This is a genomic window from Microbispora sp. CSR-4, from assembly GCF_008033685.1.
Taxonomy (GTDB): domain Bacteria; phylum Actinomycetota; class Actinomycetes; order Streptosporangiales; family Streptosporangiaceae; genus Microbispora.
This window is the reverse complement of sequence record NZ_VJVX01000035.1, coordinates 1-20,949: the sequence shown is the minus strand read 5'-3', so window position 1 is coordinate 20,949 and position 20,949 is coordinate 1. Positions and strand designations below refer to the sequence as shown.

The following is a 20,949-nucleotide window of genomic DNA, read 5'->3' as shown; positions in this document are numbered from 1 at the left end:
CGTCTCACCATCCGGGAATCGGAGAAGTGTGGACGGGCGGGCGGGGACTTGCGCTTAGGGGTGTGAGTTCTGCCACGATGTCCACATATGCGCCCGGTCGTCCACCCCAACGGCCGTACGCCCGACGACCCGGCCGTCGCGGGGGTGACCCCACCCGCGGGGGCCCGACACGCACAGGAGTGGCACGTGACAGCCGACGCCCCTCGTGGTGCAGACGCACCTCCGGAGCTCGTCCAACTGCTCACCCCCGAAGGGGAGCGGGTCGAGCATCCCGACTACGAAATCGACCTGACCGCGGAGGAGGTCCGCTCCCTCTACCGTGACCTGGTCCTCGTCCGCCGCATCGACCTGGAGGCCGTCGCGCTCCAGCGGCAGGGCGAGCTCGGCATCTGGGCCTCCCTGCTCGGCCAGGAGGCGGCCCAGATCGGCTCGGGCCGGGCGCTCACCGACGCCGACATGGCCTTCCCCACCTATCGGGAGCACGGCGTGGCCTGGTGCCGCGACGTCGACCCGGTCAAGCTGCTCGGCCTCTTCCGCGGCGTGAGCAACGGCGGGTGGGACCCGGCGGAGCACAACTTCCACCTCTACACGATCGTCATCGGCTCCCAGGCCCTGCACGCGGTCGGCTACGCCATGGGCATCCAGCGCGACGGCGCCGAGGCGGCCACGATCGTCTACTTCGGCGACGGCGCGACCTCCCAGGGCGACGTGAACGAGTCGTTCATCTGGGCCTCGGTGTTCAACGCCCCCGTCGTGTTCTTCTGCCAGAACAACCAGTGGGCCATCTCCGAGCCGCTGGAGAAGCAGACGAAGATCCCGCTCTACAAGAGGGCGTCCGGCTTCGGCTTCCCCGGCATCCGGGTCGACGGCAACGACGTGTTCGCCTGCCTCGCCGTGACCCGCCGGGCGCTCCAGAACGCCCGCGAGGGGCAGGGACCGACGATGATCGAGGCGTTCACCTACCGGATGGGCGCGCACACGACCTCCGACGACCCCACCCGCTACCGCCTCGCCGACGAACTTGAGGCGTGGAAGCTGAAGGACCCCATCGAGCGGGTCAAGGCGTACCTCTTCAAGAACCGGCTCGCCGACCAGGAGTTCTTCGAGAAGATCGACGCCGAGGCCGACGCGCTCGGCAAAGACGTGCGAAGCCGGTGCCTCGCGCTGCCCGACCCACCCCCCAGGGCTATCTTTGATCACGTGTACGCCGGTGCCCACTCACTCCTCGACGAGGAACGCGAGCAGTATCTGACCTACCTGGCGGGGTTCGAACGATGACCACACTGACTCTCGCCAAGGCGTTGAACGAGGGCCTCCGCCGCTCGATGGAGGACGACCCCAAGGTGCTCGTGATGGGAGAGGACGTCGGCAAGCTCGGCGGTGTCTTCCGCGTCACCGACGGCCTGCAGAAGGACTTCGGCGAAGACCGCGTGATCGACACGCCGCTCGCCGAGTCGGGCATCATCGGGACGGCGATCGGCCTGGCCCTGCGCGGCTACCGTCCGGTCTGCGAGATCCAGTTCGACGGGTTCGTGTTCCCGGCCGCCGACCAGATCATCACGCAGCTCGCCAAGATGCCGCTGCGGTCGCTCGGCACGCTCAAGCTGCCGGTCGTCGTACGCATCCCCTGCGGTGGCGGCATCGGGGCCGTCGAGCACCACTCGGAGTCGCCCGAGGCGTACTTCACCCACACCGCGGGCCTGCGGGTGGTCGCGTGCTCCAACCCGGTGGACGCGTACACGATGATCCAGGACGCCGTCCGCTGCGACGACCCGATCATCTTCTTCGAGCCCAAGCGTCGTTATTGGGACAAGGCCGACGTCGACCTCGCCGCTCCCGGCCTGCCGCTCGACCGCGCCCGCACCGTACGGCAGGGCAGCGACGTCACGCTGATCGCGTACGGGCCGATGGTGAAGACCTGCCTGGAGGCCGCCGCGGCGGCGGAGGAGGACGGGCGGAGCATCGAGGTCATCGACCTGCGCTCGCTCAACCCCCTCGACGTGGACGTCCTGACCGAGTCGGTCACGCGGACCGGACGGTGCGTGGTCGCCCACGAGGCCCCCGTCTTCACCGGCTACGGGGCCGAGCTGGCGGCGCGCATCACCGAGCGCTGCTTCTACAGCCTGGAGGCGCCGGTGCTGCGGGTCGGCGGGTTCTCCACGCCCTACCCGCCGTCGCGGCTGGAGGACCACTACCTGCCCGACCTGGACCGCGTGCTCGACGCCGTCGACCGCACGTTCGCCTACTGAGGGGGGAGGCACTTCTCATGCTCCGTGAGTTCAGGCTCCCCGACGTGGGTGAGGGGCTGACCGAGGCCGAGATCGTCAAGTGGCACGTCGCCCCGGGCGACTCGGTGAAGATCAACCAGACGATCGTCGAGATCGAGACGGCCAAGGCCGTCGTCGAGCTGCCGTGCCCGTACGAGGGCACCGTCTCCGGCCTGATGGTCGGCGAGGGCCAGACCGTGGACGTCGGCACCCCGATCATCTCGATCGAGGACGGCGAGGCCGGCGACGCCTCCGCCGCCGGTCGGGAGGCACTGGCGGACGACATGGTGCCGGGCGTGCGGAACGCCGCTCCGGAGGCCGCCCCGGCCAAGGAGGAGCGCCAGCCGGTGCTGGTCGGGTACGGCGTCAAGACGAGCGCCACCCGCCGCCGCCCCCGCAAGCAGGCCGCGCCCGCTGTATCCGTTCCGCCGGCGGCCGTGTCCGTTCCGCCGTCCGCCGTGTCCGCCCCGCCGGTCGCCCCCGTCGCCGCCGCTCCCGTCGCTCCGGCCATCGCGGCGGCAGGCGCCGTTGGAGCACAGGGCAACGGATCCGCGACGTCCGCGCGGGCGCGCGTCCTGGCCAAGCCGCCGGTACGCAAGCTCGCCAAGGACCTCGGCGTCGACCTGGCGACCCTCACGGGCACCGGCCCCCAGGGGTCGATCACCCGCGCCGACGTGGAGGCCGCCGTGGCGGCGCCCGCCCCCGCCGCGACCGCCGTACGGCGCGAGGCGGGAGTCCGGGAGGAGCGCATCCCGGTCAGGGGGGTCAGGAAGGCGACCGCGCAGGCCATGGTGGCCAGCGCGTTCTCGGCCCCGCACGTGACCGAGTGGCTGCAGGTCGACGTGACCGAGACGATGGAGGCGGTCCGGCGGCTGCGTACGCTGCCCGAGTTCGCCGAGGTCAAGGTCTCGCCACTGCTCCTGGTGGCGAAGGCTCTGATCACCGCGGTGAAGCGGCACCCCATGGTCAACGCCACGTGGACCGGCGAGGAGATCGTGGTCAAGCACTACGTGAACCTCGGCATCGCCGCCGCCACCGATCGCGGGCTGATCGTGCCGAACGTCAAGGACGCCGACGCGATGTCGCTGCCCGAGCTCGCCCGGGCGCTGGGCGAGCTCACCGAGCGGGCGCGGGCCGGCAAGTGCCGGCCCGCCGAGCTGAGCGGCGGCACGATCACGATCACCAACGTCGGTGTCTTCGGCGTCGACGCCGGCACGCCGATCCTCAACCCGGGAGAGGTGGCGATCCTCGCCATCGGCCAGATCAGGGACATGCCCTGGGTGGTCGACGGGCAGCTCGCGGTCCGCAAGGTCACCACGCTGGCGCTGTCGTTCGACCACCGCGTGGTCGACGGCGAGCTCGGTTCGTACGTGCTGCGCGACGTCGGCGCCATGCTGGAGGACCCCCTCCGCATGCTCGCCTGGAGCTGAGCGGAGACCACTCAAGTCGGATGCAGGATCCGGACCAGTGAGGCGCACGCTCGGATTCCTGCTGTTCGGGTGTGATCCTCATACCGCGTGACCGGCAGGACACCACCGCGAACCGTGTCCTCCCGGAGATCGAGCGCCGGATCGTCCCCGTGGCCTGGCAGGACGGTGGTGGGCTGGCCGCCGGGTCACGGGTGACCACGGCCTCGGAGGGCGAGCGCGTCGCCCCGGATCCGGACGGCGCGCGGGCGCCGGTGGAGGAGAGCGCCGGGCCCTTGCGGTCGGGCCGGGCTGGTCGTCGCCGCGTCCCGGGGTCCGGACGGGACCCAGGGAGCTGCCGTCGGGCGGTGTCGAGCGCTTCGGTGATCTTGCGGGTCATGTCGGCCATGGTGGGGCCGGGCTCGCCCTTCTGCGCCCGGGCGGCGCGCCCGGCCGGCCCCCGACACCCACCGCGTCCGCGCCCGCGTCACCGATGATGAGAGGATGAGCGCCGTGAAGAGCGCGGCCGCCCGGCCGCGTGCGTCTCATTCCAGGGGGAGTGCATGTTCCGCCACGTCGTGCTGCTGAAGTGGACCGAGGACGCCACCGAGGAACAGCGGGCCGAGGTGGCCAGGCGGCTGAGCACGCTGCCGGACGCCATCCCCGAGCTGCGCTCCTACCAGATCGGCCACGACGCGGGCGTCAACCAGGGCAACTTCTCCTTCGGCGTGGTCGCCGACTTCGACTCCGTCGAGGACTACATCGTCTATCGCGACCACCCGGTCCACCTGGCGGTGATCAAGGAGTGCATCGCGCCGATCCTCGCCGACCGCGCGGCCGTGCAGTACGAGCTCTAGGGGCGCGAGGGCGTGCAGTACGTGTAGGGCCGCGAGGGCGTGCAGTACGCCCTTAAGCGCCGCGCGGGCGCGTTTCCGGCCCGCCCTCGGTGGGCGCGGCCGGGGTCAGGCCCGCGCGTCCAGTGACTCGGGCGTCTGCACCCGGCGGTCGTCAGACCGCGTCGTGTCACGCCCGCGCGTGCAGTGATTCGACCGCTTCGACCAGAGGGGCGAGCTGGGGGTCCCGGGCCGCCTGGTCGAGTGCCTCCCGCAGGGCGGCGTCGTTCGTGGGACGGGCCTCGGCGAGCAGCGCCAGGCCCGCGGGGCTGACGTCGGTGTAGATCCCGCGGCGGTCGGTGGGGCACAGATAGCGGGTGAGCAGTCCCCGCTCTTCGAGCCGGGTCACCAGGCGCGTCGTCGCGCTCTGGCTGAGCACCACGGCGTCGGCGACCTGCTTCATCTGCAGGTGGCCGTCGGGGCCGTCGTGCTGCCGGCTGAGCGTCTCAAGCAGGGAGTATTCCCGCACGCTCAGGCCGTGCTTGGTCTGCAGGGCGCGCTCGATGTGCGCCTCGATCTTCTCGTGCAACAGGGAGAGGGCGCGCCAGCCCTGCGCGAGCGCGGTGAGGGCGGGATCCGTGGCCGTCATCGGCTCTCCCTCCGTTCCAGGTGACGCAGTCGAGGATACTCCACTCCCGAAATAGCCCGCGCTTGCAACTATCCCGCGCCTGCAACTATTGTTTGCGCCTGTTAATTGCTCATGCAATCGTTGGGGGACGCTCATGCCTCTCGCACTCCTGGCCCTCGCCATCGGGGCCTTCGGGATCGGGACCACCGAGTTCGTGATCACGGGGTTGCTTCCGCAGGTGGCGTCCGAGCTCGCGGTCTCGATCCCGACCGCCGGCCTGCTCGTCACGGGGTACGCCCTGGGTGTCGTCGTCGGCGCTCCGCTGATGACCGTGCTGGGCACCGCGATGTCCCGCAAGCGCATGCTGATGCTGCTCATGGCGCTGTTCATCGCCGGAAACCTGCTCTCGGCCCTTGCGCCGAACTTCGGGGTGATGCTGGCAGGCCGCGTGATCGCCTCGCTCGCGCACGGCGCGTTCTTCGGCATCGGCTCCGTCGTCGCGGCCGAACTGGTCGCCCCGCACCGGAAGGCCGGCGCGATCGCCCTGATGTTCACCGGGCTGACTGTGGCCAACGTCGTCGGCGTACCCCTGGGCACCCTGGTCGGCCAGGTCGCCGGCTGGCGGACCACCTTCGCGATCGTCGCCGGGCTCGGTGTCGTCGGCTTGCTCGGTGTCGCCGCGCTCGTGCCCGAGGTGCCGCGCCCCGAGGGCGTACGCCTGCGCCATGAGGTGGCGGCGCTCCGCGACGTCCAGGTGCTGCTCGCGATGGGCATGACCGTGCTCGGGTTCGGCGGCGTCTTCGCGGCCATCACCTACATCGCGCCGATGATGATCCGGGTCACGGGCTACCCCGAAGGGGCGGTGACCTGGCTGCTGGTCCTGTTCGGCCTCGGCATGGTCGCCGGCAACCTCGTCGGGGGACGGTTCGCCGACCGTGCGCTGATGCCGATGCTGTACGTCTCGCTGGGCGGCCTCGCGATCGTCCTCGCCGCCTTCACGCTGACCGCGCACAGCAAGATCCTCGCCGCGGTGACCGTCGCCCTCGTCGGGGCGCTCGGCTTCGCCACCGTGCCGCCGCTGCAGAAGCGCGTGCTCGATCTGGCCCACGGCGCGCCGACGCTGGCCTCGGCGGTCAACATCGGCGCCTTCAACCTCGGCAACGCCCTGAGCGCCTGGCTCGGCGGCCTCGTCATCGCGGCGGGCCTGGGCTACACCGCGCCCAACTGGGTGGGCGCCCTCCTCACCGCCTCCGCGCTCGTGCTCGCCGTCCTCTCGGCCGCCCTCGAACGCCGCTCCGCCGTGGTCGCGGCCGTCTGACCTGCTGGACGATCACCGATGCCAGGCGGTGACGGGTCCGTTCTGTGCCGCTTGCTGGAATCTCATTTCGCCGCACACTTTCACCCGCCACCCTGTGCGAGATCAAGGCCGTTCCTGATAACGATTCAGATACGCGAAGTTCGTTCAGAAACGTGAACGGTCTGTGACCTGTGTCACGATGTCTGTCCCTTCTCCCGTACGCCCGTGACCTGCGTACCCGCCATTGACGCGGGGCGGGAGGCGGGCGCATCGTAACGAGGCCAGGCGGTTGTCGGTCCGGGTGCCGCTGTTCACCCGGAGGTACGACGCGCGTGAACCCATTGGACTGGTACGTTCTGGGCGCCTATTTCGTCGTCATGGTGGCGATCGGCGTCTACTCGCACCGGCGTATCGGCAACATCAGTGACTTCTTCACCGCCGGGGGCAAGATGCCCTGGTGGCTGGCCGGCATCTCGCACCACATGTCCGGCTACAGCGCCGTCATGTTCACCGGGTATGCCGGAATCGCCTACCTCTACGGCGCCACCTCGTACGTCACCTGGGCCTTCCCGATCGCGATCGGCATCGCGATCGGCTCGGTGCTGTTCGCCCCGAGACTGAACCGGATCCGGTCGAAGCTCAGGGTCAGCTCGCCGCTGGAGTTCCTCGCCAAGCGCTACAACGTGCCGACCCAGCAGGCGCTCGCCTGGTCGGGCGGCCTGCTGAAGATCGTGGACGTCGGCGCGAAGTGGGCCGCGATCGCCACGCTGCTGTCGACGTTCACCGGCCTGTCGCTCAACCAGGGCATCCTGATCACCGGCGTCGTCACCGCGATCTACTGCACGGTCGGCGGCCTGTGGGCCGACGCGCTCACCGACTTCGGGCAGTTCGTCATCCAGCTCCTCGCCGGCGTCGTCATGCTGGTCGCCGTCCTCGCCAAGCTCGGCGGCATCGGCGCCATCGGCGGGATGTGGGATCGCCTGCCGGAGGGGCACGCCCAGCCGCTCAACGGGCCCTTCACCGTGACGTTCCTGCTCGCGTTCCTGTTCATCAAGACGTTCGAATACAACGGCGGCATGTGGAACCAGGCCCAGCGCTACATGGCCGCGCCGAGCGCGGCGGAGGCGGCGCGCGGCGCCCGGCTGTCGGCCGTGCTGTGGGCGATCTGGCCGCTGCTGCTGTTCTTCCCGATGTGGGCCGCGCCGCTGCTGGTCCAGGCGACCAAGCCCGACGCGAGCGACTCGTACGCGCTGCTGACCACCCAGCTCATCCCGCACGGCCTGCTCGGCCTGGTGATCGCGGGCTTCTTCTCGCACACGATGGCGATGGCCTCCTCCGACGCCAACGCGATCGCGTCGGTCTTCACCCGCGACGTGATCCCGGTGCTGTCCCACGCGGCGCGGGCCTGGAACACCAGGGCCGCACTGGTCGCGGCCCGGGTCACCACGGTGGCCTTCATCGCGCTGTCGATGGCGGTGGCCACTCAGGTGAACAGCCCGGTGCTGAAGGACATCATCACGGTCGTCATCAAGTGGGTGGCCGGGCTCATAGGCCCGATCTCGATCCCGCTGCTGCTCGGCATGCTGCCGTTGTTCCGCAGGTCGGGCCCGACGGCGGCGCTGGTCTCGTGGGCGGCCGGCCTGTTCGTCTTCTGGCTCACGAACTATGGCATGAGCGGCGTCTCGACCGCCGTGGCGACGGCCGCGCCGGTGGCCACCTCGCTGGTGCTCTTCACGATCATCGGCTTCATCCGCCCGGAGAGCACCCCCGAGCGCGAGGAGTTGCTCCAGACCGTCAACACCGACGAGGACAGCGCGGCCCGGCCGCTCCCCACTTCGGCCTGAAGGCACCCGTGCCTCCATCGGCCGCCGCACCGCTTCCCGCGTTCACCTGACCGGCCCGGGAAGAGGTGCGGCCGCCTCGCCGGCACATGGGCGGCGGCCGCACCGACGGTCAGAAGGACTCTTCCGGCAGTTCCATGAGGTCCTGGCCGGTGGCGGCGAGCACGCGGCGCTCGGCGGCCAGCCGGGGGAGCACGGTCTGCGCGAAGAACGAGGCCGCCGCGACCTTGCCCGTGTAGAACGCCTTGTCCTCCTCCGAGGCGGACAGGGCGTTCAGCGCGACCTCGGCCTGACGCAGCAGCAGCCAGCCCAGCACCAGGTCGCCCAGCGACATGAGGAACCGGGTGGTGTTGAGGCCGACCTTGTAGACCTCCTGCGGCGTCTCCAGGGAGGCGATGGCCCACCCGGCCATCGTGTCGGCCATCGCCTTCACCTCGTCGGCCGCCTCGTCGAGCAGGCCGCGCTCGACCTTCAGCCGTCCGTTGCCCGCCTGCGAGGCGGCGAACGCCTTGATCTCGCCGAGCAGCGATCCCAGCGCCGCGCCCTGGTTCCTGAGGACCTTGCGGAAGAACAGGTCCTGGCCCTGGATCGCGGTCGTGCCCTCGTACAGCGAGTCGATCTTCGAGTCGCGGATGTACTGCTCGATCGGGTAGTCCTGCAGGAATCCCGAGCCGCCGAGCGTCTGCAGCGAGCGGGCCAGCAGCTCGTACGACCGCTCGGAGCCGACGCCCTTGACCAGCGGGAGCAGCAGGTCGTTGAGCGCCTCGGCGGCCTCGTCGCGGCGGCCCTCGAACTCCGCGATCTGGATCTGGTCCTGGATCGTCGCCGTGTAGATGACCAGCGCCCGCATGGCCTCGGCGTACGACTTCTGCAGCATGAGCTCGCGGCGTACGTCGGGGTGGTGGGTGATCGTGACGCGCGGGGCGGTCTTGTCGCCCGCGCGGGTGAGGTCGGCGCCCTGCACGCGGTTCTTGGCGAAGTCGAGCGCGTTGAGATAGCCGGTGGACAGCGTGGCGATGGCCTTGGCGCCCACCATCATCCGGGCGTTCTCGATCACCATGAACATCTGCCGGATGCCGTCGTGCACGTCGCCGACCAGGTAGCCGATGGCCGGGTGCTTCTCACCGAGCGTGAGCTCGCAGGTCGTGGAGACCTTCAGGCCCATCTTCTTCTCGACGTTGGTGACGTAGACGCCGTTGCGCTCGCCCAGCTCGCCGGTCTCCAGGTCCACCAGATATTTCGGCACGAGGAACATCGACAGGCCCTTGGTGCCGGGCTTGGCACCCTCGGGCCGGGCCAGCACGAGGTGGAAGATGTTCTCGGTCATGTCGTGCTCGGCACTGGTGATGAAGCGCTTGACGCCCTCGATGTGCCAGGTGCCGTCGGGTTGCTGGATCGCCTTCGTACGGCCCGCGCCCACGTCGGAGCCGGCGTCGGGCTCGGTGAGCACCATGGTCGCGCCCCAGTGCCGCTCGACGGCCAGCTCGGCGAACCGCTTCTGCTCGGGGGTGCCGAGCTCGAAGAGCAGGCGGGCGAAGGCCGGGCCGCAGGCGAACATCCACACGGCGGGGTTGGCGCCGAGCACCATCTCGGCCATGGCCCACACCAGGCTGCGCGGGGCGGGCGTGCCGCCGAGCTCCGGCTGGAGCTCCAGCCGCCACCACTCGGCGTCGACCCAGGCCTGGTAGGAGCGCTTGAAGCTCTCCGGCATGGTCACGCTGTGGGTGACGGGGTCGAAGACGGGCGGGTGGCGGTCGGCGTCCTCGAACGAGGCGGCCAGGGGGCCGGTGGCCAGCCGGTTGACCTCGTCCAGCACGGTTCGCGCGGTGTCCTCGTCGACCTCGGCGAACGGGCCGGTGCCGAGGATCTCCCTGCGCCCGAACACCTCGAAGAGGTTGAACTCCAGGTCGCGGACGTTGCTCTTGTAGTGACCCATCTGTGTGCGCTCCTAGAACCGAACCCCGGGGGTAACGTACTGGTCGGTAACTCTAAACGAATGCTACCCGCGAGTAACCGGCGATATCCATGGTCTGCGCCACACATCGCACGGTTTGGTGACGCACAACAGGTATGGTCCCGTTGTGAGAAGGCCGCGATCCGCGGTCGTCCCGGACGAGGTGCCCGCCGTACCCGGCCCAGCGAAGACGGTGGGCGGAAGGACATGGACCAAGTTCTGCAGATCGCCGGCGCCGTTCTCATCCTCGGCGCGTTCCTGCTCTCCCAGATGAACGTCCTCGACAACCGTTCGAAGATCTACCTGGTGCTCAATCTCGTCGGCTCCGCGGTACTCGCGTGGCTCGCGTACGCGGGCGACGACTGGGGATTCCTGCTGCTGGAGGGCGTCTGGGCCCTGGTGTCGGCGGTGAGCCTCGTCCGGGAGCTGAGGCCCCGGCGGACGGCCCGGCGCGCGTCCACGTAACCTTCTTGACACCTTTGCTGGTGTCGCGCTTGGCTGGGCGCATGATTGAGATCCACACGACGACGATCGACTGCGCCCGGCCGTACGAGCTGGCCCAGTGGTGGAGCGAGGCCCTGGGCTGGCCGCTCGTCGACTCCGAGCCGGAGGACGACGAGGTCATGCTCGACCGTCCGGGCGGCCCTCCGCACCTGCTTTTCATCCGGGTGCCCGACGGCAAGACCGTCAAGAACCGCCTGCACCTCGACCTGAGACCCACAGGGGACGGCACCCGCGACCAGGAGGTGGAGCGGCTGCTCGCGCTCGGGGCCAAGCCGTACGAGGACCATCGGACGCCGGACGGCGCCGGATGGGTCACCCTGCTCGACCCCGAGGGCAACGAGTTCTGCGTCTGCCGCAGCGCGGCGGAACGGCGGGCCTGACGCTCAGGCGCCCTTGGCCCGGCCGCGCATCGAGAACGTGAGGACGGCGGTGATCAGCAGCACGAGCGCGCCGCCCCACAGCGCGTCGAAGGCCGCGCCGAAGATGCCCTCGCGGTCGATCACCAGCTGCACCGGATACATGAGGGCCGCCGCGCCGAGGCCCGGGTAGAGCGAGAAGCGCCAGGGGTGGCGCAGCGCCCACAGGCGGGCCTGCCGGGTCACCCGGTCGCCGACGTCGGGCTTGGAGATCGCCCCGATCGCCGCGACGAGGGCGAACACCGTGATCCCCGCGCACAGGGCCCACGTCAGGTCGGCCGGGCCGGGCAGGATGACGCCCAGGATGAAGCTCGTGGCCGCGACCGCCCCACCGGACGTCGCCGCGGCTCGCCAGGGCGCGCCGCGCAGGGCCGCGCCGGCCAAGGACATCTCGTCCATGCGGGTCAGTTCGTTCATGACTACAGCGTGCCTTTTCGGGCGTTTCCGCGGCATCGGGGAAGTCCCTGAGCCGCCCCTGACACCCCCCGGTTAGGCTCCCCGGCATGGATCTGCACTTCCGTACGGCCCGGCGTGAGGACGTCCCCGTCATCGTGGCCATGATCAACGAGGACGCGATCACCGCTGCCCGCCCGTCTTCCGGGGAGCCGGACTACTACGCCGCCTTCGAGGCGGTGGACACCGACCCGCGCAACGAGCTGATCGTCGTGGAGTCGGACGGCGAGGTGATCGGAACCATGCAGCTCACCTACATTCCCGGGCTGTCGCGGTGGGGTGGCGAACGCGCGCTGGTCGAGGCGGTCAGGGTCGCCGTGCCCCACCGCAACCGGGGAATCGGCCGGGAGATGATGCGGTGGGCGATCGAGCGGGCCCGGGAGCGCGGCTGCGCGCTGGTGCAGCTCACCTCCGACAAGGCCCGCACCGAGGCCCACCGCTTCTACGGCTCGCTCGGCTTCACCGCCTCACACGAGGGGTTCAAACTCCTCCTCGTCTGAGAGCGGCGCGACGTCGACGAAGTTGTCGTGATAGATGGGGCCCCGGCCCATGTCGGCGTCCCGCTCCTCCACCAGCGCGTTGGGGTTGGCCCCGCCCGCCAGCTTCGGCCAGTGGCCCTTCGGCGCCGCCACCACGCCCTGCGCCACCCGGTCGCTGACCTCCACGTACGCCCGGAACTCGCCGTTGCCGTTGAAGACCCGGGCGGCCTGCCCGTCCACGAGGCCCCGCGACGCGGCGTCGGCCGGGTTGACCATCACCCGCGGGCCCTTCGAGCGCTTGCGCAGCTCCGGGTTGTTGGCGAACTGCGTGTTCAGGAACGTGTGCGCGGCCGGGGTGATCATGACGAGCGGGTGCGGCCGGTCGGCGGGAGCCGTACTGGCGGTGAACGAGGGCACGTAGCCCGCCACCCGAGGCAGCCCGGCGGCCTCGGCCTTCGCGGAGGCGAACTCCAGCCGCCCGCTCGGCGTCGGGAAACCCTCGGTGAACGGCACGAACGGCTCGGCCACCCGCAGCCGCGCCCACCCTTGCTTGCGGCACTCCTCCACGGGGATCCCCACCTGGGCGAGCGTCTGCTCGGCCAGTTCGAGGTCGCTGTCGTAGAGGGACGGCTCGGTCAGGCCCATCAGCCGGGCGAGCCGCCGGAAGGTCTCGGTCGTGGACAGGCACTCGCCCGGCGGCTCGACGGCGGGCTCGTTCCACACCATGTACATGTGCCCGTAGCCGTGGTGCACGTCGAGGTGCTCGATCTGCATGGTCGCGGGCAGCACGTAGTCGGCGTAGTCGACGGTGTCGGTCGGGAACTGCTCCATCACCACCGTGAACAGGTCCTCCCTCTCCAGCGCCGCCCTGATCCGGTTCTGGTCGGAGGTCGACCCCATCGGGTTGGCCGCGTAGACCCACAGGCACTTCACCGACTCGTCCAGCCCGTCGGCCAGCCGGGTCATCGTGAGCGTACGCACGGGGTGGGGGAGCAGGTCGTCGCGCGGGTCGGGGCCCTTGGGGGCGTGTCCCGAGGTGGAGTAGGCCACGCCGCCGCCCGGATAGCGCCAGTCGCCGGTGACGCCGGGAATGCAGGCGATCATCCGCATCGCGGCCCCGCCGCCTCCGTGCCGCTGGACGCCCATCGTGGCCCGGATGCCGGTCGGCCGGGTGTGCGCGAGCCGTACGCCGAGGGCGCGGATCCGCTCCTCGGGCAGGCCGGTGATCTCCGCCACCAGCGCCGGGGGATGCCTGCGGATCTCGGCCTCGAACTCGTCCCAGCCGGTCGTGTGCTCCTCGATGTACGCGCGGTCCTCCGCGCCCTCCTCCAGCACGACGTGCAGCAGGCCGAGGGCGAGCGCGGCGTCGGTGCCCGGCCGGATCGGCAGGTGCTCGTCCGCCTGGTCGGCGGTACGCGTGCGGATGGGGTCGATCGCCACGACGTACGCTCCGGCGGCGCGGGCGTCCTGGACGAACTTCCACATGTGGTGGCCGCTGGTCAGCGTGTTGGTGCCCCACAGCAGGATGAGCCGCGACAGGGCGAACGTCTCCGGGTCCATGCCGCCGGGAGTGCCGTTGACGTAGCGCAGCCCGTCGTTGCCGGCCCGCGCGCAGATGTTGAGGTCGTGCCGCGACGCGCCCAGGGCGTTCCAGAACCGCCGCCCGGCCTGGCCCGACTCGCCCTGGACATAGCCGAGCGTCCCGGTGCCCTGGTAGGGCCAGATCGCCTCGCCGCCATGCTCCTCGACGATCGACGCCAGCTTGGCCGCGATCTCCGACAGCGCCTGGTCGAGGCTGATCCGCTCGAACCGCCCGGATCCCTTCGGCCCCACCCTCTTCAACGGGTGGAGGATGCGGTCGGCCGACCGCACCTGCTCCAGATAGCGGTTGACCTTCACGCACAACGCCCCGCGCGTGTAGGGGTGGTCGCGGTTGCCGCGCAACCCGACGGCCTCGCCGTCGCGCACGGTGACGACCCAGGAACAGGTGTCGGGGCAGTCGAGCGGACAGGCGCCGAGGACGGGTAGCGACGTGCTCATGGCATCGACGTTAGCGTGCGGCCCACAATCGGTCTCTACCGGATTTCCCCCACGTGGGCGATGTTCGCCGCGTCCTCCGGATCGGTGCTCGGCGACCCGGAGAACCAGGCGTCCAGGATCTCCGTCAGCACCTGCCGGGAGGTGAGGCGGAGGCTGAGCGCGAGCACGTTGGCGTCGTTCCACGTGCGGGCGCCCGCGGCAGTGGCGGCGTCGGTGCACAGCGCCGCACGCACGCCCGCTACCTTGTTTGCCGCTATGGACGCGCCGGTGCCGGTCCAGCAACAGACCACGGCCTGGTCCGCGCGCCCCTCCGCGACGTCCCGCGCCGCGGCGGAGCAGCACCATGCCCAATCGGCCCGGTCGCCGGGGGCCAGTGCTCCATAGAGTGTGACTGAATGGCCGCGCCGTTCCACCTCGGCCGCAAGCTCCGACGCGATTCCGTCGAGGCTGTCCGAGGCCAGGGATATACGCATGCCGTCAATTGTGGACACCGAGTGCGAAGATCGCACAGAATCGCTGGTGGTGAGAGGCATCAAGGAGCAGGACATAACGCTGGACACTCCTGGCCAAGGAGCTGTCCTCGTCGTCGAGCCTCTGCTGCCGCAGCGGATCCGCCGGCCTTCCGACGCACTCCGGTTTCTCCTCACGCTGCTGGCCCTCGCCGCCGTCATCCTCATGGCGCTGGCGCTGCAACGCACGCTCAACGGCCTTGAGACCGACGTACAGGCGGGCACCACCCGCGCCCCCGACGTGCTGTCGGCCGCCGCCGGGCTGCTCGGCGGCGTCTCCGTGCTGATCGTGCCGGTCGCGTTCGCCGTCGAGCGGGTCTTCCACCGCGACGGCATGCGCGTCACCCAGGGACTGATCGCCGCGATCCTCGCCCTGCTGGTCTCCTACGTGCTCGGCGAGTCGCTGGTCCACTCCGGCCCGGCCGATCTCAAGCAGCTCCTCACCGGTGGCAGGGACGTCGAGCCGCTCAACACCGTGCTCACCCCCGCCATCGCGTACGCCACGGCGGTGCGGATGGGACGGCGCCCGAACTGGCGGGCGCTGATGTGGGTCGCGCTGGCCCTCGACGTGTTCGCGCTCTTCACCGCCACAAAGGTCACCGCCCTCGGCGTGATCATGACGTACGTCGTCGGCCTCGCCGTCGGGTTCGGCACGCTCTACGGCATCGGCAGCGCGAACACCAGGCCGCCCGGCAGCGCCGTGCTGGCCGCGCTGCGCAAGCTCGGCTTCATGCCGGTCAGCGCCAGGCGGGTGGAGGACGACAGCTCCGGCAGCCGCCGCTACCTGGTCGGCCTCGTCGACGACCGGCGGATCGACGTGACCGTGCTCGACCGCGACCGGCAGGTGGCGGGCGTCGTCTACCGGCTGTGGCGGCGTTTCCTGCTCAACAACGAGACCCGGCGCAGGGCCATCCGCTCGCTGCGCGCCGAGCTGGAGCGCGAGGCGCTCATGGCGTACGCCGCGCAGGCCGCCGGGGTGCGGCTGCCGCGCCTGCTCGGCACGAGCGAGGTCGGCACCGAGGCGGCGCTGCTCGCCTACGAGCACGTGGACACCCGTCCGGTGAGCGACCTGCGCGACGAGGACTTCGACGACGAGCTGCTGGAGCGGATGTGGGAGCAGGTCCGGCTGCTGCACGCCCATCGCTTGGCCCACCGCCACCTCACCGGCGAGAGCATCCACGTCGACGCCGAGCGCAACGTCTACCTCGTGGACGCGCGCAGCGGCGAGATCGCGGCCGGCGACCTGCTACTGCGGCTCGACATCGCCCAGCTCCTCGCCTACCTCGGCACCCGCGTGGGAGCCGAGCGCTCCGTCAGGTCGGCGGCGAAGGTGCTGGGGGAGAACACGCTGGCCGGGGCGATGCCACTGCTCCAGCGGGTCGCGCTGAGCCGGGACACCCGTACGGCCGCCCGCCGCGACCGGAGGCTCCTGCCCGCCATCCGGGAGCAGATCATCGCGCTGAAGCCGCAGGTCGAGGTCGAGGAGGTGCGGCTCGAACGGTTCCGCCCCCAGACCCTTGTGACGATCATCCTCAGCGTGATCGCGGCATACCTGCTGCTTCCCCAGCTCAGCAAGGTCAACCTGGTCTCCGTCGTGACCACCGCCAACTGGGCGTGGAGCGGGGCGGCGCTGGCCGCGGCCGCGCTGAGCTACGTCGCGGCGGCGATCCTGCTGCGCGGGTTCGTCCCCGAGCCGCTGCCGCTCGGCCGCACCATCCTGGCCCAGCTCGCCGGGTCGTTCGTGAAGCTGGTCGCGCCCGCCGCGGTCGGCGGCGTGGCGATCAACACCCGCTACCTGCAGAAACGCGGCCTGCCGCCCGGCGCCGCCGTCGCGAGCGTCGGTGCGTCGCAGCTCGTCGGCCTGGCCATGCACATCATGATGCTGCTGCTGTTCGGCTACCTCACGGGCACGCAGGCCGCGCCGTCCCTCACCCCGTCGCGCGGACTGCTGATGGTGCTGCTCGGCGTGGCCGTGCTGTTCCTGATCATCCTCGCCGTACGGCCGCTGCGGCGGCTGGTCACCTCGCGGGTGCGCGCCATGTTCTCGGGGGTGATCCCCCGGCTGCTCGATGTGGTGCAGTCGCCCAAGAAGGTCTTCGAGGCGGTGGGCGGGACCATGCTGCTCACCCTCAGCTTCGTGATCTGCCTGGAGGCGTGCGTACAGGCCTTCGGCGGCTCGGCCAGCTTCACGGCCGTCGCCGTGGTGTTCCTGGCGGGCAACGCCATCGGCTCGGCCGCGCCCACCCCCGGTGGCCTGGGGGCGGTGGAGGCGTCGCTGTCGCTCGGCCTCACGGTCGCGGGCCTGCCCTACACGGTCGCCACCTCGGCCGTGCTGCTGTTCCGGCTGATGACGTTCTGGCTCCCCGTCCTCCCCGGCTGGGCCTCCTTCGCCTACCTGCAGCGTCAGAACGCACTCTGAACCGTCCTGCCGCCCGGCATCCCATGCCGGGCGGATGGCGAGCCGGCGAGCCGTGGCTCACGAAGCGCTCACAATCCGCGGCTCGCGAACCGGGGCTCATCACGAACCCGGCCACAAACGGGGGGCTCGCAGGCCGGGGTTCACGAACCGGGGGTCGCGAACCGGGTCGCAAGCGGGGGATCACAAGCGGGGGCTCGCGAACCCGGTCCACAAGCGGGGGCTCGCAGGCGGAGGTCGCGAACCCGGTCCACAAGCGGGGGCTCGCAGGCGGAGGTCGCGAACCGGGTCGCAAGCCGGGGCTCACAAGCGGAGGCGCGCGCCGGCGGCGCGCGTGTGGCGCTTCTACTCCTTCGCCAACGCGCAGCCTCTGCCGCGCCCTCCGGCTTGTGGACGGAGGCTCATTCCGCGCTGGAAGCGGCCCAGAGATTGATCCCGCAATCGACCGCGTCCTTGTCGATCGCGTCCAGCTCGTCCTGCGTGAAGTCGAGCCGGTTGATCGCGTCGAGGCTGTCGTCGAGCTGCTCGACGCTGGACGCGCCGATCAGCACCGACGTCACCCGCGGGTCGCGGAGCGCCCAGGCCAGGGCCATCTGCGCCAGCGACTGCCCGCGCTGCCCGGCGATCTCGTTGAGCCGCCGGACATGGCGCAGGCTCTCCTCCGTCAGCAGGGACGGATCGAGCGACTTGCCCTGGGCCGCCCGCGAGTCCTTCGGGATGCCGTTCAGGTAGCGGCCGGTCAGCATGCCCTGCGCCAGCGGGGAGAACGCGATGCAGCCGACGCCCTCGTCCTCCAGCACGTCGAGCAGCCCGCGCTCGATCCACCGGTTGAGCATGGAGTAGGACGGCTGGTGGATGAGCAGCGGCGTGCCCATGTCTCGGAGGATCGCCGCGGCCTGCCGGGTGCGCTCCGGGGAGTAGGACGAGATGCCCGCGTAGAGCGCCCTGCCCGAGCGGACCGCGTGGGCCAGCGCCCCCATGGTCTCCTCCAGCGGCGTCTCCGGATCGAAGCGGTGGCTGTAGAAGATGTCGACGTAGTCGAGGCCCATCCGCTTCAGCGACTGGTCAAGGCTCGCGAGCAGATACTTGCGCGACCCCCAGTTGCCGTACGGGCCGGGCCACATGTCGTAGCCCGCCTTGGTGGAGATCACCAGCTCGTCGCGGTATCGGGCGAAGTCCTGCTGGTAGAGGTGCCCGAAGTTGATCTCCGCGGAGCCGTACGGCGGGCCATAGTTGTTGGCGAGGTCGAAGTGGGTGACCCCGCGGTCGAAGGCCCGGCGGAGGATGGCCCGCTGGGTCTCGATCGGCTTGTCGTCGCCGAAGTTGTGCCACAACCCGAGCGACACCGCGGGCAGCCTCAGCCCGCTCCGCCCGGTCCGGTTGTACGGCATGGGTCCATAGCGGCCCTCGGCAGCCACATAGCTCACTCGGTCACTCCAACTCGGTCGAGGATCCAGGAGAGCGCGAACGCCTCCTCACGCCAGGCGTCATAACGGCCGCTGCGGCCGCCGTGGCCGGCGCCCATCTCGGTCTTCAACAGGAACGGGCCGCCCTGCGCGGTGGCGCGGAGCCGGGCGATCCACTTCGCCGGCTCGTGATAGAGCACCCGTGTGTCGTTGAGGCTGGTGGTCGCCAGGATCGGCGGGTAGGTCCGGCCGTCGACGTTCTCGTAGGGCGAATAGGTCTTCATGTAGGCGTAGACCTCGGGGTCATGCAGCGGATCGCCCCACTCGTCCCACTCGGTCACCGTGAGCGGCAGCGACGGGTCGAGGATCGTGTTCAGCGCGTCCACGAACGGGACCTCCGCGACGATCCCCGCGAACTCCTCGGGCGCCAGGTTGGCGACCGCACCCACGAGCAGGCCACCGGCCGAGCCGCCTCTTGCGATGATCTTGTCGGACCATCCCTCGGCCTTCAGGTGCCGCGCGCACGCGACGAAGTCCGTGAAGGTGTTCTTCTTCCTGGTGAGCTTGCCGTCCTCGTACCACCGGCGGCCCATCTCGCCGCCGCCGCGCACGTGGGCGATCGCGAACACGAACCCGCGGTCGAGCAGCGAGAGCCGGGCCACCGAGAAGTAGGGATCGATGGACGACTCGTAGCTGCCGTAGCCGTAGAGCAGGGTGGGGGCGGGCCGGCTCGTGTCCTTCCGGACCACGATCGAGATCGGCACCCTGGTGCCGTCCGGAGCGGTGGCCCACTCGCGGAACTGCTCGTAGTCGGAGGGGTCGTAGCCGCCGAGCACCACCCGCTGCTTCAGCAGGATCAGCTCGCGCGAGCGCAGGTCGTAGTCGTACACCGACGGCGGGGTGACCATGGACGTGTAGCTGAGGCGCAGCCGGCTCGTCTCGAACTCCGCGTTGCCGGTCGGCGCGACGTCGTACAGCGGCTCAGGGAAGGAGATCTCGTACGGCTCGCCGCCGTCGCCCGGCAGGATCCGGACCCCGGTGAGGCCGTCACGGCGGAAGTGGACGCTGACGAAGTCCTTGAACGCGTCGACGTCGAGCAGCCGCGTGTCGTCCCTGTGCTCGATCAGCGGAGTCCAGCTCCCCGGGTCGTCGAGGGGAGCGGTGGCGAGCTCGAAGTTCACGGCGCCGCCGTCGTTGTGCAGCACGAGGAAGCGGTCGCCCGCGTGCTCAAGCGCGTACTCCACGCCGGTCTGCCGGGGCCGGACCACCGCGAACTCGCCTTCCGGGGTGGCCGCGTCGAGCACCCGGACCTCGCTGGTGATCTTGCTGCCGGAGGCCAGCACCAGGTAGCGCTGGCTGCGGGTCAGGCCGATGCTCACCCAGAAGCGCTCGTCGTCCTCCTGGTAGACGACGACGTCGTCCGTCGAGCCGAGTCTGTGCCGGTGGATCCGGTACGGACGCCATGCCTCGTCAACGGTCGTGTAGAAGAACGTGGAGCCGTCGGCCGACCAGGCGCCGCCGTAGAAGACACCCGGAATCTCGTCCGGGAGCACGTCGCCCGTCTCCAGGTCCTTGAACCGGAGAGTGAAGCGCTCGTCTCCGGAGAAGTCGGTCGAGTAGGCGAGCTTCGTGCCGTCGGGGCTGACCGCGCTCGTGCCCATGGAGAAGAAGGGGCTGTCGCCCGCGAGCTCGTTGCCGTCCAGGATCACCTGTTCGCCGGGGAGCGACGTGCCCGGCTCCAGCTTGGGCGGGCTGTCCCCGTCGGCGGCCACCCGGCACTGGATGCCGTACTGCTTGCCCTCTTCGGTCCGGGAGTAGTACCACCAGGCGCCCTTGCGGGTGGGGACCGACAGGTCGGTCTCCAGCGTCCTGCCCTTGATCTCCTTGAAGATGGTCTCCTGGAGGTCCTGCAGGTGGCCGGTCATCTCCTGGGTGTAGGCGTTCTCCGCCTCCAGGTACGCGATGGTGTCGGGGTCGTCCTTCTTGAGCAGCCACGCATACTCGTCGACCACGGTGTCACCGTGATGCGTGCGCTCGAGGGGGACCTTCTTCGCTACAGGCGGCTTGTCGCTCACCCGCCAAAGTCTATGTTCGGCGTGGTCCCGCCAGGCCTTCTCGCTGCGGGCCTGTGGATAACCCGCGCTGGGGGAACACAGCGGCCGGCGCGTCGCGGTCCCGCCGGGAGTCGGAGGGCCGAAATACATCGGGGGTCCCAGGCGGTCGCTTCGAGTTGGGTCATGGCGGTGCCGGATCCTGGGAATCTTGTGGTGTCGGCGCGGTTCGGCGCACTCCTCTTCGATCACTTCGGTGGTTGTCTTGCGTGTGCGCGGGTTGTCGCCGGCGCTCTCCTCTGCTTTTTGATCTTTCGGATCTGGTGGTTTTGCGCCGGGCTGGGAGTTCGGGTAAGTTAGAGGGGTTGCCCCGGAAACGGGGGGTCGGAATTCCTGTCGGTCGGCGGGTTTCGGGTCAAATGAAGTCCCGGTGGGGCGGATTTGACACG

General features: G+C 70.3%; 17 protein-coding genes and 1 riboswitch. Of the genes, 10 read left to right on the top strand and 7 right to left on the bottom strand.

Going from position 1 to position 20,949, the window contains the following annotated elements; all coding sequences use genetic code 11:
• Positions 1–186: 186 nt before the first annotated feature.
• The 4 genes from pdhA to FLV34_RS24100 all read left to right on the top strand — a co-directional run bounded on the left by pdhA (position 187) and on the right by FLV34_RS24100 (position 4,530).
• Positions 187–1,278 (top strand): pyruvate dehydrogenase (acetyl-transferring) E1 component subunit alpha, encoded by a 1,092-nt coding sequence (gene pdhA / locus FLV34_RS24115; protein ID WP_260617451.1) that lies wholly within the window; start codon positions 187–189, stop codon positions 1,276–1,278.
• The gene (locus FLV34_RS24110; protein WP_142650640.1) at positions 1,275–2,249 is read left to right on the top strand and encodes an alpha-ketoacid dehydrogenase subunit beta; all 975 of its coding nucleotides are present in this window, start codon (positions 1,275–1,277) and stop codon (positions 2,247–2,249) included. The genes pdhA and FLV34_RS24110 overlap by 4 nt, the downstream gene beginning before the upstream one ends.
• Positions 2,250–2,266: 17 nt before the next feature.
• Entirely contained in the window at positions 2,267–3,697 is a 1,431-nt protein-coding gene (locus FLV34_RS24105; protein ID WP_142650641.1) for a dihydrolipoamide acetyltransferase family protein, read from the top strand.
• A 539-nt stretch (positions 3,698–4,236) separates the two neighbouring features.
• On the top strand, positions 4,237–4,530 hold the full coding sequence (locus FLV34_RS24100) for a Dabb family protein (protein WP_142650642.1): 294 nt from the start codon (positions 4,237–4,239) through the stop codon (positions 4,528–4,530).
• 166 nt (positions 4,531–4,696) lie between these two features.
• Here the strand turns inward: FLV34_RS24100 and FLV34_RS24095 are convergent, their stop codons facing one another.
• Positions 4,697–5,155, bottom strand: a complete 459-nt coding sequence (locus FLV34_RS24095) for a MarR family winged helix-turn-helix transcriptional regulator (protein ID WP_147944117.1) — start codon at positions 5,153–5,155, stop codon at positions 4,697–4,699.
• 133 nt (positions 5,156–5,288) lie between these two features.
• Between FLV34_RS24095 and FLV34_RS24090 the strand changes: the two genes are divergently transcribed.
• Positions 5,289–6,452, top strand: coding sequence for an MFS transporter (locus FLV34_RS24090; RefSeq protein ID WP_142650644.1), 1,164 nt, complete (start codon positions 5,289–5,291; stop codon positions 6,450–6,452).
• Positions 6,453–6,763: 311 nt separating this feature from the next.
• Complete coding sequence (locus FLV34_RS24085; protein WP_147944116.1) at positions 6,764–8,275, top strand: sodium:solute symporter family protein; 1,512 nt, start codon at positions 6,764–6,766, stop codon at positions 8,273–8,275.
• Positions 8,276–8,384: 109 nt separating this feature from the next.
• Here FLV34_RS24085 and FLV34_RS24080 read toward each other — a convergent pair whose 3' ends face one another.
• Complete coding sequence (locus FLV34_RS24080; RefSeq protein ID WP_147944115.1) at positions 8,385–10,208, bottom strand: acyl-CoA dehydrogenase; 1,824 nt, start codon at positions 10,206–10,208, stop codon at positions 8,385–8,387.
• Between the two features lie 148 nt (positions 10,209–10,356).
• Positions 10,357–10,428: riboswitch (guanidine-III (ykkC-III) riboswitch) on the top strand.
• A gap of 5 nt (positions 10,429–10,433) precedes the next feature.
• Between FLV34_RS24080 and FLV34_RS24075 the strand changes: the two genes are divergently transcribed.
• Positions 10,434–10,691 carry a hypothetical protein gene (locus FLV34_RS24075; RefSeq protein ID WP_142650647.1) on the top strand — a complete coding sequence of 86 codons (258 nt, stop codon included), beginning with the start codon at positions 10,434–10,436 and terminating at the stop codon, positions 10,689–10,691.
• A gap of 41 nt (positions 10,692–10,732) precedes the next feature.
• Positions 10,733–11,110 (top strand): VOC family protein, encoded by a 378-nt coding sequence (locus FLV34_RS24070; protein ID WP_142650648.1) that lies wholly within the window; start codon positions 10,733–10,735, stop codon positions 11,108–11,110.
• 3 nt (positions 11,111–11,113) lie between these two features.
• Here the strand turns inward: FLV34_RS24070 and FLV34_RS24065 are convergent, their stop codons facing one another.
• On the bottom strand, positions 11,114–11,563 hold the full coding sequence (locus tag FLV34_RS24065; protein ID WP_147944114.1) for a hypothetical protein: 450 nt from the start codon (positions 11,561–11,563) through the stop codon (positions 11,114–11,116).
• An 86-nt stretch (positions 11,564–11,649) separates the two neighbouring features.
• Between FLV34_RS24065 and FLV34_RS24060 the strand changes: the two genes are divergently transcribed.
• On the top strand, positions 11,650–12,099 hold the full coding sequence (locus tag FLV34_RS24060; RefSeq protein ID WP_147944113.1) for a GNAT family N-acetyltransferase: 450 nt from the start codon (positions 11,650–11,652) through the stop codon (positions 12,097–12,099).
• On the opposite strand, the gene FLV34_RS24055 is transcribed toward FLV34_RS24060, so the two are convergent.
• Positions 12,067–14,118 (bottom strand): molybdopterin-dependent oxidoreductase, encoded by a 2,052-nt coding sequence (locus FLV34_RS24055; RefSeq protein WP_147944112.1) that lies wholly within the window; start codon positions 14,116–14,118, stop codon positions 12,067–12,069. The genes FLV34_RS24060 and FLV34_RS24055 overlap by 33 nt on opposite strands.
• Before the next feature lie 35 nt (positions 14,119–14,153).
• The gene (locus FLV34_RS24050) at positions 14,154–14,591 is read right to left on the bottom strand and encodes an RpiB/LacA/LacB family sugar-phosphate isomerase (RefSeq protein ID WP_142650652.1); all 438 of its coding nucleotides are present in this window, start codon (positions 14,589–14,591) and stop codon (positions 14,154–14,156) included.
• 49 nt (positions 14,592–14,640) lie between these two features.
• Between FLV34_RS24050 and FLV34_RS24045 the strand changes: the two genes are divergently transcribed.
• A complete protein-coding gene (locus FLV34_RS24045; protein WP_260617449.1) occupies positions 14,641–17,046 on the top strand; it encodes a lysylphosphatidylglycerol synthase transmembrane domain-containing protein in 2,406 nt (801 codons plus the stop codon).
• A 398-nt stretch (positions 17,047–17,444) separates the two neighbouring features.
• Here the strand turns inward: FLV34_RS24045 and mgrA are convergent, their stop codons facing one another.
• Entirely contained in the window at positions 17,445–18,470 is a 1,026-nt protein-coding gene (mgrA, locus tag FLV34_RS24040) for an L-glyceraldehyde 3-phosphate reductase (RefSeq protein WP_147944111.1), read from the bottom strand.
• Positions 18,467–20,524, bottom strand: a complete 2,058-nt coding sequence (locus FLV34_RS24035) for a S9 family peptidase (RefSeq protein ID WP_261985877.1) — start codon at positions 20,522–20,524, stop codon at positions 18,467–18,469. The genes mgrA and FLV34_RS24035 overlap by 4 nt, the downstream gene beginning before the upstream one ends.
• Between the last annotated feature and the right edge of the window lie 425 nt (positions 20,525–20,949).